This is a genomic window from Actinoallomurus liliacearum (assembly GCF_039542035.1).
GTDB lineage: Bacteria > Actinomycetota > Actinomycetes > Streptosporangiales > Streptosporangiaceae > Actinoallomurus > Actinoallomurus liliacearum.
The window spans coordinates 265953-281949 of sequence record NZ_BAABHJ010000040.1 but is presented as its reverse complement, the minus strand read 5'-3'; the positions used below and the strand labels follow the sequence as shown (position 1 = coordinate 281949).

The 15997-nt window shown below is 69.3% G+C and carries 13 protein-coding genes; 5 read left to right on the top strand and 8 right to left on the bottom strand.

All coding sequences use genetic code 11. The features are described from left to right. The first annotated feature begins 31 nt into the window (after nt 1-31). Complete coding sequence (locus tag ABD978_RS39855; RefSeq protein WP_345366204.1) at nt 32-2662, top strand: replicative DNA helicase; 2631 nt, start codon at nt 32-34, stop codon at nt 2660-2662. Nucleotides 2663-2748: 86 nt separating this feature from the next. On the opposite strand, the gene ABD978_RS39850 is transcribed toward ABD978_RS39855, so the two are convergent. The 3 genes from ABD978_RS39850 to ABD978_RS39840 are packed head-to-tail and all read right to left on the bottom strand — an operon-like array spanning nt 2749 to nt 6073. Next, the gene (locus ABD978_RS39850) at nt 2749-5076 is read right to left on the bottom strand and encodes an ABC transporter permease (RefSeq protein ID WP_345366202.1); all 2328 of its coding nucleotides are present in this window, start codon (nt 5074-5076) and stop codon (nt 2749-2751) included. Continuing rightward, nucleotides 5073-5822 (bottom strand): ABC transporter ATP-binding protein, encoded by a 750-nt coding sequence (locus ABD978_RS39845; RefSeq protein WP_345366200.1) that lies wholly within the window; start codon nt 5820-5822, stop codon nt 5073-5075. The genes ABD978_RS39850 and ABD978_RS39845 overlap by 4 nt, the downstream gene beginning before the upstream one ends. Next, complete coding sequence (locus ABD978_RS39840) at nt 5819-6073, bottom strand: hypothetical protein (RefSeq protein ID WP_345366198.1); 255 nt, start codon at nt 6071-6073, stop codon at nt 5819-5821. Before ABD978_RS39840 ends, ABD978_RS39845 begins: the two co-directional genes overlap by 4 nt. Before the next feature lie 121 nt (nt 6074-6194). Between ABD978_RS39840 and ABD978_RS39835 the strand changes: the two genes are divergently transcribed. Next, nucleotides 6195-7355: a sensor histidine kinase gene (locus tag ABD978_RS39835; protein WP_345366196.1), complete on the top strand. Its 1161-nt coding sequence runs from the start codon at nt 6195-6197 to the stop codon at nt 7353-7355. Then, complete coding sequence (locus ABD978_RS39830; protein WP_345366194.1) at nt 7352-8002, top strand: response regulator; 651 nt, start codon at nt 7352-7354, stop codon at nt 8000-8002. Before ABD978_RS39835 ends, ABD978_RS39830 begins: the two co-directional genes overlap by 4 nt. Before the next feature lie 305 nt (nt 8003-8307). Here the strand turns inward: ABD978_RS39830 and ABD978_RS39825 are convergent, their stop codons facing one another. Both ABD978_RS39825 and ABD978_RS39820 read right to left on the bottom strand, forming a co-directional pair. Beyond that, nucleotides 8308-11118 (bottom strand): CHAT domain-containing protein, encoded by a 2811-nt coding sequence (locus tag ABD978_RS39825; protein ID WP_345366192.1) that lies wholly within the window; start codon nt 11116-11118, stop codon nt 8308-8310. A 64-nt stretch (nt 11119-11182) separates the two neighbouring features. After that, entirely contained in the window at nt 11183-12064 is an 882-nt protein-coding gene (locus ABD978_RS39820) for a hypothetical protein (protein ID WP_345366190.1), read from the bottom strand. A gap of 206 nt (nt 12065-12270) precedes the next feature. On the opposite strand from ABD978_RS39820, the gene ABD978_RS39815 reads away from it, so the two are divergent. Then, the gene (locus ABD978_RS39815; protein ID WP_345366188.1) at nt 12271-12480 is read left to right on the top strand and encodes a hypothetical protein; all 210 of its coding nucleotides are present in this window, start codon (nt 12271-12273) and stop codon (nt 12478-12480) included. A gap of 95 nt (nt 12481-12575) precedes the next feature. Here the strand turns inward: ABD978_RS39815 and ABD978_RS39810 are convergent, their stop codons facing one another. From ABD978_RS39810 to ABD978_RS39800, 3 genes are all read right to left on the bottom strand, one after another. Beyond that, nucleotides 12576-12788: a hypothetical protein gene (locus ABD978_RS39810; RefSeq protein ID WP_345366186.1), complete on the bottom strand. Its 213-nt coding sequence runs from the start codon at nt 12786-12788 to the stop codon at nt 12576-12578. Nucleotides 12789-12899: 111 nt separating this feature from the next. Continuing rightward, nucleotides 12900-13814, bottom strand: coding sequence for a nitroreductase/quinone reductase family protein (locus ABD978_RS39805; RefSeq protein WP_345366184.1), 915 nt, complete (start codon nt 13812-13814; stop codon nt 12900-12902). 86 nt (nt 13815-13900) lie between these two features. Beyond that, nucleotides 13901-15397 (bottom strand): MFS transporter, encoded by a 1497-nt coding sequence (locus ABD978_RS39800; RefSeq protein ID WP_345366182.1) that lies wholly within the window; start codon nt 15395-15397, stop codon nt 13901-13903. Between the two features lie 97 nt (nt 15398-15494). Here ABD978_RS39800 and ABD978_RS39795 point away from each other — a divergent pair, with 97 nt between their 5' ends. Next, the gene (locus tag ABD978_RS39795; RefSeq protein WP_345366180.1) at nt 15495-15971 is read left to right on the top strand and encodes a MarR family winged helix-turn-helix transcriptional regulator; all 477 of its coding nucleotides are present in this window, start codon (nt 15495-15497) and stop codon (nt 15969-15971) included. Nucleotides 15972-15997: the final 26 nt, after the last annotated feature.

Here is a 15997-nt window from a genome sequence, read left to right as displayed (position 1 = left end):
GTGAGCGACTGAGACCGTTGGGGGTGTCGGAATGAGCGTCACCGATATGCCCTCACACGAGCAGGAGTTCGAGCGCACCCCGCCGCACGACCTGGCCGCCGAGCAGTGCGTCCTGGGCAGCATGCTGCTGTCCCAGACGGCGATCGCCGAGGTCATCGAGATGGTCCAGAGCCGCGACTTCTACCGGCCGGCGCACCAGACCGTCTTCGACCGGATCCTCGACCTGTACGGCCGGGGCGACCCGGTCGACGCCATCACCGTCAAGGACGAGCTGCTCAAGCGTGGCGAGCTCAGCCGCATCGGCGACGCGCCGTACCTCCACACCCTGGTCGCCTCGGTGCCCACCGCGGCCAACGCCGGCTATTACGCCAAGATCGTGCAGGAGAAGGCCGTCCTGCGGCGGCTCGTCGAGGTCGGCACCCGCATCGCCCAGCTCGGCTACAGCACCGACGGCGCCGACGCCGACGCCCTCCTCGACCGGGCCCAGGCCGAGGTCTACGCCATCGCCGACAAGCGTTCCGGCGAGGACTACGCGCCGCTCAGCGACATCATGCCCGGCGCCCTGGACGAGATCGAGGCGATCGGCAGCCGCGGCGGCCAGATGGTCGGCGTCCCCACCGGCTTCACCGACCTCGACGCCCTCACCAACGGCCTCCATTCCGGGCAAATGATCATCATTGCCGCTCGTCCAGCCATTGGCAAAAGTACACTCGCCCTAGATTTGGCCCGAGCTGCGGCAATTAAGCACCAATTGGCGACGGTTGTGTTCTCGCTGGAGATGGGGCGCAACGAGATCACGATGCGGCTCCTCTCGGCCGAGGCGCGGGTCGCGCTGCACGCCATGCGGTCCGGCTCGATGAACGACGAGGACTGGACGCGCCTGGCCCGGCGGATGAGCGAGGTCGCCGAGGCGCCGCTGTTCATCGACGACTCGCCGAACATGTCGATGATGGAGATCCGCGCCAAGTGCCGGCGGCTGAAGCAGCAGCACGACCTGCGCTTGGTCATCATCGACTACCTGCAGCTCATGCAGTCCGGCAAGCGGGTGGAGAGCCGCCAGGTCGAGGTCTCGGAGTTCTCCCGGTCGCTCAAGCTCCTCGCCAAGGAACTCGAGGTCCCGGTCATCGCGCTCTCCCAGCTCAACCGTGGCCCAGAGCAGCGAACCGACAAGAAGCCCATGGTGTCCGATCTGCGCGAATCGGGTTGCCTCACCGCCGACACTCGGATTCTTCGTGCTGACTCGGGGGCCGAGGTCTCACTAGGCGAGCTCATGGCGTCCGGAGAGAAGAACGTTCCGGTGTGGTCCCTGGATGACAAGCTTCGCTTGGTGAGTCGTAATCTGAGCCATGCTTTCCCGAGCGGTACGAAAGAGGTCTTCAGGGTCACGCTTAAGTCCGGGCGCCAGGTCAAGGCCACCACGAACCATCCCTTCTTGACGTACGGCGGATGGCAGGCGCTGCGTGACATGAGCCCTGGGGATCGGGTGGGTGTGCCGAGGCATGTGCCCGCTCCACGTGAAGAGACGGCACGGCCGGAAGCGGAAGTCCGGTTGTTGGCTCATCTCATCGGTGATGGGTCCTTCGTAAAGCGTCAACCGATCAGGTACGCAAGTAGGGATGAGGCGAATCTCGCTGCTGTGGCAGAAGCCGCAGAACACTTCGGAATAACTGCAGTGCGTGAACAGGGCGAGGCTGCGCGGTGCACGACGCTGCGCCTTCCGGCCCCTTATCACCTGACTCATGGAAAACGTAATCCGATCGCTGCATGGCTGGACGCGATGGGCCTCTTCGGTCTACGAAGCCATGAAAAATTCGTTCCAGCCAGCATCTTCTCTTTGCCAAGGCGACAGCTTGCAACCTTCCTCCGCCACCTCTGGGCAACGGACGGCTGTGTCTGGTGGGACGACAATGCGGGCCAAGCGCGGATCTACTATGCGTCCACCAGCCGCCGGTTGATCGATGATGTCTCGCGTCTGCTGCTGCGCTTCAACGTCATGACGCGTATCAAAGAAGTCCGCAAGGGCAATCATCGTCCCGGATATCAACTTCATATTTATGGTGCCGAGAACCAGCTCCGCTTCCTGGATGAGATCGGTGTCCACGGGGAGCGGGCGGCGATGGCCGAGCTCGCACAACATAAGCTGCGCTCCATTAAGGGCAACACGAATCTCGACACAATCCCACGGGAAGTCTGGGATCGAGTGCGTCTCGTGCTCGAGGAGCGAAAGATGACCCATCGCGAGTTCGCGAGAGCCATCGGCACACAGTTCTGTGGCAGTACCTTGCGGAAGCATGCGCCGGGCAGAGAGCGCCTTGAACGGATCGCTGGCGTTCTCGGTGACGCCGACCTTGAGATGGTCGCTACCAACGACATCTTCTGGGATGAAATCGCCAGTATAGAAAGCCTTGGCGAACAGCAGGTCTACGACGCGACCGTGCTTGGCACCCATAATTTCGTCGCGGATGGGATCGCTCTCCACAACAGCATCGAGCAGGACGCGGACATGGTCATCCTGCTGCACCGCGAGGACGCCTACGAGAAGGAGTCCCCGCGGGCGGGTGAGGCGGACCTGATCGTGGCCAAGCACCGTAACGGCCCCACCGCCACCGTGACGGTCGCCTTCCAGGGCCACTACAGCCGCTTCGTCGACATGGCCCACTGAGCCAGGTCTCCTGTAGGGTCCGCGTTTTCGTGAGCACTGACGGCAGATCATGAGCACTGTCCGAGCAAATCCGGGCGCCGGCTGCCCTACTCGGCGCGCAGGGCGGATGCCGTTCCGGCCTTCGCCGCCCAGCCGGCCGGGCCGAGCGCGCCGACGATCGCGATGACCAACCCGGCGAGTCCCAGCAGGATCAGCTCCCACGGGGAGTACACCGATAGCAGGGACAGCGGGTACCCGGAGTTCGCGGCGTGCGCCATCACCGGCACCACGGCATGGTGCAGGAGGACTCCGGCGGGGACTCCGACGATTCCGGCGACCAGACCGACGCTGGCGACCGAGCACACCACCATGAGGAGGGTCTGCCGCGGCGTCATGCCGATCGCCTTGTACACGCCGATGTCGTGAGCTCGCTCGCGGATCTGCAGCGCCACGGTGTTCAGCACGCCGAGGCCGGCGACCACGGTGATCAGGATCGTCAGCATCGTGATCAAGGTGAGCACGGCGAGGAACTGCGTGGTCGAAGCCTGGGAAGAGGTGGCGCGGAAGGAGTGGCCGAGCGCCGCCGACACGTTGTTGGCGTACGCTTGCGCGCTGGTGCCGGACTGGAGGGCCACGTCGAAGTACTGCGGCAGCGCACCCGGGTCGAAACGGGAGAGCGTGGCCGGACTCAGGTACAGGTCGGGCTGACTGCCGGTCTTGAACACCTCGCCCACGATCTGGACCGTCAGCCGGTGCCGGCCGGAGATCAGTGTGTACGTCGACCCGACCGAGGTGCCGGTGTCGGTGAGGAACAGTGTGTTCACGTCCACCTCCGCGGCTCCCGAGGAGGCGGAGTACCAGCGGCCGGAGATCAGCGGAATCCCGCTCAGGGACGGGGTGTCGCCGTAGGCGATGGCGGCCGCCTTCTGCGCCGCGCCGGGCACGCTGAACTCGTCGTCGGTCTCAGTCATGTAGTACCGCGTTCCGGCCTGTGCTTTCAGCGCCGTCGCGACGGCGTGCTGCTGCGCGTCGCTCAGGGAGGGGGCCTGGCCGCCTGTGCGGCCCGACACCTGCACCGGCATGCGCGAGTAGGGCGAGTCGTCGCCGACCCGGATCAGCGTTGCCCCCAGCCCGATGCCGAACGTCACAGCCGCGGCGCCGAACACGATGACCACCCAGGTCGTCACCGTCCGGGCGGGCCGGGCGGCCGGCGCGGCCAGGCCGAGCGTGATCGACCGGGGGAGTGACCGCAGTCGCGCCGCGGCCCGGTGCGCGAAGAAGCCGTGGACCGGCCGGGGGGCACGGCCGGTGGCGATCGCCTGGATGGCGCTCATCCGGCCCGCCCGCAGTGCGGGAAGGACCCCGCCGACCGCGGTCAGCGCGAGTGCCGTCAGCGGAACCAGGACGTCGACCCACAGCGGGACGCTCAGCGTCCCCACCTGGTAGACGTGCGCGTTCACCTCGAGCATGGGTATCGCCAGCAGGTTCCCGACCACGACCCCGATGACGCAGCCGACCATCGCCGGAACCAGCACCAGCAGCGCGTACGAGGCGACCACCTGCGCCGGGCTGAAGCCGATCGCCTTGAGCACACCGATGCGGGTGGTTCCGGCGATCACCGCACCGGCCACCACGTTCACCACGATCAGCACCGAGATCACCAGCGCGATCACGCCGAACGCGATGATGAACGGCACCCACGGCTGGATCCCAGCCCGTTCCGCCTGCCGAACGTCCAGATAGGACGCGGTGCCGAGCACCGCGCCGCTCGGCAGCGCCGACCGTACCGAGGTGATGTCGGCGGCGACCGCGGAGTGCGACTCCGCGTGGGTGAACCGGTAGAGCATCTGAGCCTCCCCGGTTCCCCCCACGCTCCGGAGCGCGGCGATCTGGGATGGCGTCACCCAGCCGGCGGCGGTGTGGGTGATCGAGTTCGCGGTACCGACCACGGTCAGCGTCTGTGAGCCGATGGTGAGAGCCGACCCGGTGAACACCCCGTTGCCTCGGTCGACGACGATCTGCCCGTCGCCGTCCGGCCAGTGGCCGTCGAGCAGCGTGATGTCGTCCACCGGGCCGCTCGAGGCGGACCGGCCGACGATCCGGAGCGGCGTCGTCGACGAGCCGGGTACTCCGGGAACCGTGACCCGCGCATTCACCTCGACCTCGCCGAACGGGCCCGATGCAGCCGTCACACCTGAGAGCCGGGACGTCGCGGCAAGCTGGTCGGTGCCGGCGACCGAGGCGTTCACGGTGACGGTGACGTGGGCGCCGTTCTGTTCGGCGAACGCGCGGTCGAATGCGCCGTGGGCGCCCGCGAGCAGCCCCAGCGCGACCGTCGAGGTCGCGGTGGCCGACAGCATGACGACACCGATGATCAGTGCCTGCAGGCGGCGTCCGCGCAGGCCGCTGAGGGCCGTGCGGAGGACCGCGGTCATCGCTGGACTCCCATGCCGGGCGCGCCCGTGGGACCTGCCGGGTTTGCCGAGTCCGACCTGATCCGGCCGTCGGCGACAGAGATCACCCGGCTCGCGTACCTGGCGGCCAGCTCCGGGTTGTGGGTGACCAGGATCAGCGTCTGCCCGGTCGAGTTCAGATCCAGCAGCAGTGCGCCGATCTCCTCTCCGGCCCTGGTGTCCACCGCACCGGTCGGCTCGTCGGCGAGCAGCAGCGCGGGCCGGTTGATCAGGGCCCGGGCGATCGCCACACGCTGCCGCTCACCGCCGGACAGCCGCGCCGGGTAGGCGTCGCGGCGGTGGTTCAGCCGGAGCCTGTCCAGCAACTGGTCGGCCCGCTGCCGCGCGGCGTCCGACCGGCCCCCGGCGAGTTGGGCGGGCAGCAGGATGTTGTCCATGACGGTCATGTCGTCGAGCAGGTTGAAGAACTGGAAGATCATGCCGACCTGGCGCCGCCGGTACTTGGCGGCGGCGGTCTCGTTCATCTTGTCCACGCGGTCCCGGCCGACCTGCACCGTGCCGGTGGTCGGCCGGTCCATCGCCGCTATCAGGTTGAGCAGCGTCGACTTACCGCTGCCGGACGGCCCCATTATCGCGACCGCCTCGCCGGCATGCACCGCCAGGTCGACGTCCGCGACCGCCGGCGCCGCCCCGTTGCCGTACCGTTTGGTCACGCCGTCCAACCGGATCAACTCCACGCCGGTGGCAGGCACGCTCTGTCGTCTCATGGGTTCCTCTCTGGCACATGGCGGGGACGGCGGACGCGGATCTGGGCGACATAGCCGTCTTCGATGGCGGGGCCGGCCGGTACCGCGCCGGCTTCGGGTGGTCCGGTCGCGATGACCCGGTGGCTCGTTAGCGGATCGCTTGGCACGACGGTGACCGCCGGCAGGTCGGGCGGCGGATGCCCGGCGGCCTGGGTGAGGTACCGGACAAACAGGTGTGAACGCCCGGCTGAATGGCCGTCAACTGCGATCACGTGACCACTTTGGCCACGCGGGGCCCGTCACGGTATCGGCTGGAAGTCTGCTTCCTGCGCGGCCCGGATTCGTACTTTCGACCGACACGGCCGCGGTGGCATGCGGCCGTAACCTTGCGACATGGACGTGCTCAAGCCCCTAGCCCGGCGGGCCGGGACAGGCGCCGAAGTAGCGCTGGGCGTGGCAATGGCCATGATGATCGCCCTCAACGCACTGCTGGTCGCCAAAGCCGGCAGGGGTTGGTTGTTCAGCCCCGGTGTCGGCATCGTGATCTGCGCGACCGCCCTGCTACGCGGACGGAACCGGACACTGGCGGCGGTGACCGGCCTTGCCCTGTTCGGCGGGGCCGGACTCGCGATCACGCTGGGGGCCATCCCCCCGGGACCGCTGTTCGGCGGCGGGCTCGTCGGCATGCTCGTACTCGGCGCCGCGGCCGTCCGAACGCTGCCGCCGCGCCGTGCCGCCATCGTCGGCGTTGCCGGCACGCTCGTGATCGGGATAAGTGAGACCGCCGGGCCCCACGGCTTGTTCGACAACCGGGTCTATTGGGCGTTGGCCGGAGCCACCCTGTGGTCTGCCGCGCTGGCTGTCGGCCTCTATCTCCGCTATCTCGACTTCCTCCACCATGAGACGCTGGCGACCGTACGGCACGAGGAGCGCCTTGAGCTGGCCAGGGAACTGCATGACGTGGTCGCCCACCACGTCACCGGCATGGTCGTCCAGGCCCAGGCTGCCCGGTTCGCCGGAAACGACCACGCTGAGACGCTACGGTCGGCGCTGGGCAACATCGAGACCACCGGCACTGACACGCTGGCCGCGATCCGGCAGCTTGTCGGGCTGCTGCGCGATCCGGACGACATGAGCACGGTCCCGCCGACACCCGAACCGATCAGCAAGCTCGTGGAGCGATTCGCCGAACACGGCCCAGCTGTCGATCTACGGCTCCCCCCGGGCATACCAACCTCCGCCTGGCCGCCCGAGGTGGCCAGCACCATGTACCGGGTCGTGCAGGAAGCGCTGACCAACATCGCCCGCCACGCTTCCGGCGCCCGCTCAGTCACCGTTACCGTCACCCACGCCCCCCAGCAGGTCAGTGTCGAGGTGACCGACAACGCCCCCACCACAGCCTCCCGACACTCTCGCCCAGGAGGCGGCTACGGGCTCGTCGGGATGCGAGAGCGCGTCGAGGCGCTCGGCGGAAAGCTCCGCGCGGGGCCGCTGCCCGAAGCGGGCTGGGCGGTCCAAGCCAGCCTGCCTCTCCCCGCGCCAGGCCGGCCGTGACCCTACGGGTCCTGCTGGCCGACGATCAGGCCATGGTCCGCAGCGGCTTCCGGCTGATCCTCGAAAGCCAGCCCGACATCACCGTGGCCGCAGAGGCCGCAGACGGCATCCAGGCCGTAGCCCTCGCCCAGGCACTCCGCCCGGACGTATGCCTCGTCGACATCCGCATGCCGGGCCTGGACGGCATTGAGGTCACCCGCGCGCTGGCCGGCCCAGGCGTCGCCGACCCGCTCCGCGTCGTGATCGTCACCACCTTCGACACCGACGAATACGTCTACGGCGCGCTGTGTGCCGGCGCGGTGGGCTTCCTGCTCAAAGACGCCGGACCCGCACTCCTCATCGAAGCCGTCCGCGCCGCCGGCGCCGGTGACGCCCTGATCTCCCCGTCAGTCACCGTCCGCCTCCTCCGCCGGCTCGCTTCCACCTGGCCCCCGGCCGCCGTAGCCCGGGACCAACTCTCGGAACGAGAACTCGACGTCGCCCGCAGCATCGCCCAGGGACGCACCAACCAGGAAATCGCCGCTGAACTATTCATCTCGCTCAGCACGGTGAAGACCCATATCACCCGAATCCAGAACAAACTTGGCGTCCGCAACCGGGTAGAAATCGCCGTGTGGTCCTGGGAGAACCGGATCATGAACCAATAGGCTTACGACTGGTCCCTGGATCACCCCGAGGTATCGACCGCCGACAGCCGCGATTGCTCATGATCACGCGGAATCTCGACAACCTGACGCCGCTCACGACCGAAACACCGCAGGTCACCCGACCCGTGATTGCTCGTGGGCCGACGGACCCTACATCTTCCCCTGTTTCTCGGGCGCCTTCCGGTTATTGTCACGGTACGGGCGCGGTGACAGACAGGAGCGTGGACGTGACTCTCGACGACCTCGCCGACATCATCGTGGAGTTCGTGCAGAGCAAGACGGCCGCGGACGCCCGGAACGTGCTGCTACGCCACCCTGAACTGCTCGGGCCCGAGGTCGACGATCTCTTCGACCGGTTGATCAACGCGGCCGCTTACACGCGGGACACCAGAACGCTCGAAGGGCTGGCCGTCATTCACCGGATCGTCGCGGACGGTCGGCGGGACGGCCTCGACGCGGCCACCAGGAGGCTGCTCGACTATGACAGACCTGGATAACGCGCCGATGTAGACGAAGCCGGCCCAGTAGAAGGGATGCCCGAACGGTCGCCGTGGCGATCGGCCCGGGCCAGGCGTGGATGAAGCCGCCGGGCTCGCTGTGGGATCCGCCGGTGTCCGGGCCCGCGAAGCCGCTGACGTGGATCGCCCCGCCCCGGCCTGCGGGCCGAAGCCGTGCGCCTGCCGGAAGCGGAGCACGTCCTCGGGCGTCATCGCGGCCAGGTCTTCCTGGGCCTGCCGTAGCGCGCACGCAGGGGAGGTGCCGTCCGTCATGCGGGCGTACAGCCGGTCCATGAGCAGTGCCGTGCTGAGATCGGGGACCGGCCAGAGAGTGGCGATGACCCCGCCGACGCCGGCGACGACGAACACGGTCGGCAGCGTGAGCAACTCGTCAGGTTGGTTCATGGTGAGGGCCGACTGGCATGCGGAAAGGACCGCCAGCCGGGTACCTGCCAGCCGGCCCGCCTGACGGATGATGTCGGCGACGTGGAGGCGGGCGCCGCCGGGCAGCGCGAGGTAAGAGGACTCTGGGTGGGCGGCATTGGCGTAGCCATGGCTGGCGATGTGCAGATGCGTAGCGCTGGTCGCGGCGGCGAGGAACTCGATGCCCCCGCCCCCGGTCCGGCTGAGGACCACGCTGTCATCGAAGTGCGTCGCGACCTGCCGCACCTCGGCGTCGGCATAAGGCAGCGGCGGTATGCCGTCGGTGACCGCCGCGGCGACGAGCCTGCCCGGCCGCCCGGAGGCTACGGCGGCGTTCTCCCGGGCGTCCCGCAGCATCGCAGCCGAGGGCACGTACGTGATCGTACGGTCGGCCCCTGCCAGGCCCACATGCAGCGGGACGAGGTTCGCGTACCCGGTCGGGATGACGACCAGCTCGCCTATCCCCGCCTCGTCGAGCCACGCGCGCAGCGGGCCGGTCAGTGCGCCGAGCCGCTCCAGACAGTCTGCCAGGGCATCCTCGAAGCCCGGCTCTCCGAAGAACTGCCCCTGCACGTAGCCGTTGACGAGCATCTGCCGCAGCGCCTCCGAGGTCACCTCGGGCACCAGGAGCACGCCCGCGCGCTCATGCAGCACGATCCAGGCGCTGCCGAACTCGGTGATCACAACGTAGGCGACGGGCGGGCCGGACTCGGCGACGGCTTGCAGGTCGGCGAGCCCCGGCGGTCGCAAGAAGTCGGGGGCCAGTGTGCGGATCCGGGTCACCAGGGCACGGAACTCGGTGAGCGGCCAGGCATCCGCCGGCACGGGTGGGACCGCCGGGAACTGCGGGTCCCACGTCCTGTGGATGTCGATCACCTGGCGGGCGGCCCGTACCCTGACTCGCTCCAACGCGACGGCCGCCGCGCCGGGATTCCCGGTCACCGCGTGGCCGTAGGCGAGCAGGCCCGCCACCCGCTGGCCGAGAGGCGACTCCAGCACCCTGGTGTCCTGGTCCGGGGACAACGACAAGAGCACATCGTGTGCCTCGGCCGCGGCCTCGAAGGCCCTGGTCGCGCCTGTCCAGTCCCCGAGGTGACGGGCCTGGAGCAGGCCGAGATCGAGTCCGATGCCACGGCACTCCACGGGACGGCCGAGCTCGACGTAGATCTCCAGGGCACGTGACAGGGCCTGGACCCCGCGCTGCCCCTCGGCCGCATCCCCGGCTTCAGCCCGGTCGGTGCAGGCATGACCCAGGCTGATGAGCGCGGACGCCTCGGCCTGGCGAGCGCCAGGGTCGGGATCGGCGGCCAGCAGCCGCGCTGCTTCGGCGAGCAGGCTGATCCCCGCGGCGAAGCCGGGGGCATCCGGGGAATCGCGCTGCGTGAGCGCGCCACCGAGGATCGACTGGCTCACCGCCTGCAGATAGAGGTCGCCGCCGCGCCGGTACCAGTCCAGCGCCGCGGAGGCGGCGGCGATCGCCTCGTCGCAGTCGGCAACCGTGATGTGGTCACCATTCAGCAGCGCCTGGGCAAGCGCGACGCGGGCCTGTGCCTGGCGTGCGTCGTTTCCAAGGGCGGTGAAGCCTTCGACCGCGCCGCGTAAGACCCGGATGGCGTGCCACCGGTTCCGCTTGCGGTCGCCCACGATCCTCTCGTCGTAGGCCGCGCCCAGGCCGAGGGCGGCTCTTGCCCACAGGTCAGGCCAGCCATGCCTAGCGGCCCGGACCATGGCGGCACGTAACACCGATACCGCCTTCTCCGCGTTCCGCCACGGCAGGTCGTGTACCCGTGCCCGGTAGGCCTCGCTCAAGTCGATCAGCCGGGACACGTACTCGCGCGGGTTGCTGTGCCGCAGTTGGTGAGCGGCCACGGTGTACCAGGCCACCGCGTTCTCCAGGTCGTCCGCGTCCCGATCCAGGGCGATGTGCGCGTCGGCCGTGAACGCCATGGCCAGCCCTATCGTCGCGGCGTCTTCACCGTTCGCGGCGACGGTTCGCGCGCCCGCCAGGATGTCCAGGGCGTGCAGGAGGTTCTCGGTGCGGTCACCGTCCGCCGACTCCATCAACTGCCCGGCCCGAAGAATCTCGAAGGCCGCCCACGCGGACGGCTGCCGAGTCGGTGACGGCTGCTCTATGCGCACCAGCGGTCGTGCCGGTTGCCCGGCCTGCGCCCGCCGCCGGCGGAACGGATTCCTCACGCCCCGATTATCGGCCGCGCCGCAGCAGTCGGCCAGGGGACAGCGCAGTCGGCCGCCGCCGGCGTCAGTCGGCCAACGGCGAGTCCGGGTCCCAGCGGTCCTTGCGCATCCGGGTGGTGAGCCGTCCCCCGGTCTCCGGCGTCACCGAAGGCCGGTCGCCGAGGCGGGCGGCGAGATCCGTACCGTGCAGATCCACTGCCGCCTCGATGAGGTCGGCGAGGTTGCCCGTGGCCAGGCGGCCCCTGACCATCGCCGTGGCTCCGGCGGCCACGGCGACCGGCACGGCAGGCCACCACCAGAAGCCGAGCAACAGGTACAGGACGGACCATGCGGCGAGCCTGGCGGCTGCGCTGAACCCATCGCGGGCAGCGCCGAGCTCGGCCCGGACGGCGTCGGGGAACACCAGCCACAAGCGCGGCCAGGCGGACGGGAGATCGAGGCCGTAGGCCTTGTCGATCCGGACATGGCAGGCGCGCAGCCGGTCCCCTATCCACGTTGGGCAGTCAGGCTCGATCACACAGATCCGGTCGGCCCGCTCGATGGCCCGGCGCACCACGGCCGGATCGGCGGAGGTGTCCGCGATCTCCTTCAGGCGCGCGGACCGGTCCCGCCGCCACCCGGCCAGCCACCGGGCGGGCACGTGCCTGCCCGACAAGGTCCATGTCGCTTCCACGACCCGACCGCCTGCCGTCGCGGCCAGTCCTGCGCCGACCGAGCCGACCAGTACCACCGCGACGAGGATCGCCGCGCCGCCTGGCGACTTCAGGGTGGGGCCGGCGGCCCATGCCGTGAGCTTCCGGCTCAAGTCCGGATAGCTGAGCGCATGATCCTGGCCGAGTACGGCCGCGACAGTGACGGCCACGACGTACAGCAGCCCGGGCATGGCGACCAGGGCCACCCACCGGTCGGCGAGCTTCTGGCCGATCTGTCCCAGGAAGCCGATCATCCCGGCAGTGGCCCTGCGACGAGCGGTCTGCCCGCAGCGGCACACGTCGGCGCCTGCTGGCCAGGGCGCACCCTGCCACGGCCCGCGCACTGCACCAGCGGGCACGTCCACCACCGTGCGCCGGTCTGGCGTACCGGGCCGGGCAGCGGCTGGTATGCCCGTAACGGGGCCGGGTACAGCCCCAGTCCCTCAACCTGGGCCACCACTTGGTCGAGCTGGTCAAGGTCGGCCTCCAGCTCCGGGCCGATCCGGCCGGACCTGAGGGCCTCCTCAGCGGCGCGGAACACCTCCTCGACCTGCTGCCGGCGCGATATCTCCAGAAGCCGGCCTTCCCCGAGCTCACGACAGAATGCGGCGATCTTGGTCGGCAGGTCCATTGCCCAAGCCCCTCGGTCATCCTGACGCTCGTGCCATAGCGCTTTCACTCACTTGCCCGGCCAAGGCTAAGAGCAGCCGACGCTTTTCAAAAGAGGGTCAACGGCCAGTTCGTTCGGGCGGCCACGCGGATCGGTCAGCGTTTCTGGGCGAGCAGTTTCTTGTAGGTGTCGGTGTTGAGGACGTCCTGGTCGCCGGGGAAGACGCCGTTGTCGGCCTGGTCGGGGTGGGCCGGTCCACCGCCGGGCGTGGGGGCGGCGGTCGCCGTCCCGGTCAACGCACCGCAGGTCAAGGCCGTTCCGGCGGCGAGGATGGTGACGAAACGGCGCGTGCGCCGAGCTGAACGCATAGAAGCACTCCTTCACAGATCAGCCCAAGATCATCTCCGTCAGTGGTTATACGACTCCGCGTCAGCAAAGGTTGTTCGGAGTCCTGGAAAAAATGATCACAGCGGGGGAGCTCATCGCTCCGGAGGCGTCGCGCCCACCGCGGGAAGGAGGTTCGCCTCCTCGTAGGCGAAGTGGTCCTCCAGGCCGGTGACCACGCGGTCGAGTTCGGCGCGGAACCGTGCGACGTCGTCGCCGGACGGCGCCTCCCGCAGCAGGGCCTCGAAGTCCTCCAGCGCCTCCTCCATCACGTGGTGCTCGGCGCGCAGCCGTTCGATGACGGGAACCAGGTGCGGGAACTCGTCCTCGAAGGCGGAGAACGCGCCGTTCTCGCGGGTGTGGTGCAACTGCAGGCCGTGGCAGAAGGTCAGGCAGTGCCCGCGCAGTTGGACGGCCAGGTCCGCCGGAGGAGCGGGGACGGCGGACCCCGGCTCGCCGGTGAGGAGGTCGTCGAGCCGTGCCCGTACGTCGCGCAGTTGGGCGCGGAGTTCGTCGTGGTGGCGCACCAGTTGCTCGCCGATCAGCCGGGCGCGCGTCGTGTCGGCGGACAGGTCGAGGAGGTGCAGGGCCACCACGGGGATGGTCCGGGTGGTCTGCTCCTGGTACTGGCGGAACGCCGGGTTGACGGCGCACTGGCGCTCGTACCAGTGGTCCCGCTCGTCGCCGTCGAGGACCACGGCGCGGGCGGCGAAGGGACGGACGTGGCCCTTCTCGGTGCCGAGTTCGATCGTCGCCTGCGGGCTGACCAGGAGGTTCTCGTACCAGTCGGAATGTTGCGGCCGGCCGGCGTTCGAGCCGAACACGAGGTACCGGTCGCCGTCGCGCAGGTGGACGACGGGGGTGGTGTGCGGCCTGCCCGTCTTCCGGCCGGCCGTGGTCAGCAGCAGGAGGGGGACGCCGTCGAACATCCCGCCGACCTTCCCGTTGTTCGCACGGAACTCCCTGATGATCGGGACGTTCGGGTTCGTGTTCGAGGCTGTCGCGTTCATGGAGTGAGACCTCCGTCGGTGAGTGTTCGATAGGGGGAAGAGAAATTGATCGCCGTCGTGAGCGCGGAGGTTCCGCCGCCAGACCGTCAGGCGGCGGGACCGGGTGCCGGGTCGCCTGAGCCGGCATCGGATGCCTCCCGTGGCGACGGCCGCTGCGGCCGAGTCGCGGTGAAGTGCAGACGCCCGGCGGGCAGGATCAGGGTCATGGGCGCCGCGAGCAGGTAGAGCCCGGTGACGACCAGCAGGCCGACGGCGGCCGACCGGACGGGTGGATGACCGCCGTCGAGCAGCCCGAAGTAGACGGTCCCGATCAGCGCCACGCCCGAGGCGGCACCGATCTGCAGTGCGGTGTTCACCAGCCCTGCGGCCGAGCCCACGTGCCGGCCCGGCGTCTTGGCCAGGACCGTGGCGATCAGCACTCCGGAGGCCATCGACATACCGAGCCCACCGACGAGCAGTCCCGGAATGAGCTGCCAGGAGTGCAGGTCCCGGCCGTAGTGGACGACCGTCGCGGTGGTCAGGCCCATTCCGGTGGCCAGCACCAGGCAGCCGGTCATCGCCAGCGGCCGGCCGAGGCGCCGCAGCCTGGTGGCGAACGGAGAGAACAGGCCCACGCCGACCGCGGCCGGAACCAGCGTCACGGCGGTGTGCAGCGGGGAGAACCCGACGGTGCTCTGCAGGTGGACGGTGAGCACCACGGGGTAGGCGGCGCCCGCGAAGAACAACACCGCGACGGTCAGCCCGCCGACGACCGACCGCTCGCGCAGCATCGCCGGGTCGATCAGTGCGCCGCCCCGCCGTGCGACGGCCGCCCGCTCGTACCGGACGAAGAGCCAGAGCGTCAGCGGGCAGGCCGCCATCATCGCGAAGGCCCACCACGGCCAGCCCAGGGTGCGGCCCTCCACCAAGGGATAGAGCAACGCCAGCAGGCCGGTCGTGGCGAGCAGCATGCCGGGGACGTCGATGCCCGTCGCGTGCTCGGACCGGGAATCACGGCACAGCAGCACGGTGCCGATGAAGGCGGCGACGCCCACGGGGACGTTGACGAAGAAGATCGGCCGCCAGCCCCAGCCGAACAGGTCGGCGTTCAGCAGGACGCCTCCGAGCAACGGGGCGCCGACGCCGCCGATGGAGAACGTCAGCCCGTACACCGTGGCCGCCTTCTGCTGCTCTTCCGGCGGGAACTCCACGCGGAGCATGGACAGGACCTGCGGCACCATCAGCGAGGCGGACGCTCCCTGGGCGATCCGGGTGACCACCAGCATCGCCGGGCCGGTGGCCAGGCCGGTGAGCAGTGAGGTGACGACGAAGGCGGCCAGTCCGCCCTGGAAGACCTTCAGGCGGCCGTAGCGGTCGCCGAGCCGGGAGGAGGTGATCATTCCGGCGGCGAAGGCGAGGGTGTAGCCGGCCATGGTCCACTCGAGCTGGGTGGAGGACGCGTGCAGCTCGCCGCGCAGTGACGGGAGCGCGACCTGCAACACCGTGCCGTCGACGAGGTCCATGACCGTGGCCGCCATGGTCACCACCAGGGCCGCCCACCGGTGCGGGTTGTACGCGTCGGGCGAGGGGCGTGGAGCGGGCATGGGCGACCCCTTCCGGGTACGGTGAAGCGACGAAGAGAAGGCTTTGCTTTGAAAGCAAAACTGATTTGATCGCAAACGTATAGGGATGATCTCGGGGATGTCAACGGAGCAACTCCCAGAGCCCGGCCTGCGCGCGGACGAGGCGGTACGGGCCATGCTGTTGCTGATGCCTCGGCTGGCCGCCAGGCTCAAGCGCACACCGATCCCCGAGCGGCTGCGCTCCTTCAACCTGGCGCCCAGGCATCTGTCCCTGCTGTCGTCCCTGCTGTTCGACGGGCCCATGGCGGTCGGCGAGCTGGCCTCCCGCCTGCAGGTCGCCCCGACCACCGTCAGCCTGATGGTCAGCGACCTGACCAAGCAGGGCGTCCTGGTCCGGCGCTCGGATCCGGCCGACGCCCGGCGTACGATCGTCGACCTCACCGAGGACGCGGAGACCCGTGCCGCGATCGAGAGCTGGCTCGCCGGCGGGGCCAAGGCCTGGCGCGCGGCGTTCGACCCGCTGTCCCCGGACGAGCGCGCGATGTTCGTCCGCACCATCGAGACGTACGAGCGCCTGACCGGCTCCGCCGACTGACCCGGGATTTGACCTTCGAGCCGCTC

Excerpts from the sequence above, each read along its gene's own strand:
- ABD978_RS39855 (WP_345366204.1), top strand. The coding sequence starts at position 32 with ATGAGCGTCACCGATATGCCCTCACACGAGCAGGAGTTCGAGCGCACC.
- ABD978_RS39850 (WP_345366202.1), bottom strand. The coding sequence starts at position 5,076 with ATGACCGCGGTCCTCCGCACGGCCCTCAGCGGCCTGCGCGGACGCCGC.
- ABD978_RS39845 (WP_345366200.1), bottom strand. The coding sequence starts at position 5,822 with ATGAGACGACAGAGCGTGCCTGCCACCGGCGTGGAGTTGATCCGGTTG.
- ABD978_RS39835 (WP_345366196.1), top strand. The coding sequence starts at position 6,195 with ATGGACGTGCTCAAGCCCCTAGCCCGGCGGGCCGGGACAGGCGCCGAA.
- ABD978_RS39820 (WP_345366190.1), bottom strand. The coding sequence starts at position 12,064 with ATGATCGGCTTCCTGGGACAGATCGGCCAGAAGCTCGCCGACCGGTGG.
- ABD978_RS39810 (WP_345366186.1), bottom strand. The coding sequence starts at position 12,788 with ATGCGTTCAGCTCGGCGCACGCGCCGTTTCGTCACCATCCTCGCCGCC.
- ABD978_RS39805 (WP_345366184.1), bottom strand. The coding sequence starts at position 13,814 with ATGAACGCGACAGCCTCGAACACGAACCCGAACGTCCCGATCATCAGG.
- ABD978_RS39800 (WP_345366182.1), bottom strand. The coding sequence starts at position 15,397 with ATGCCCGCTCCACGCCCCTCGCCCGACGCGTACAACCCGCACCGGTGG.
- ABD978_RS39795 (WP_345366180.1), top strand. The coding sequence starts at position 15,495 with ATGTCAACGGAGCAACTCCCAGAGCCCGGCCTGCGCGCGGACGAGGCG.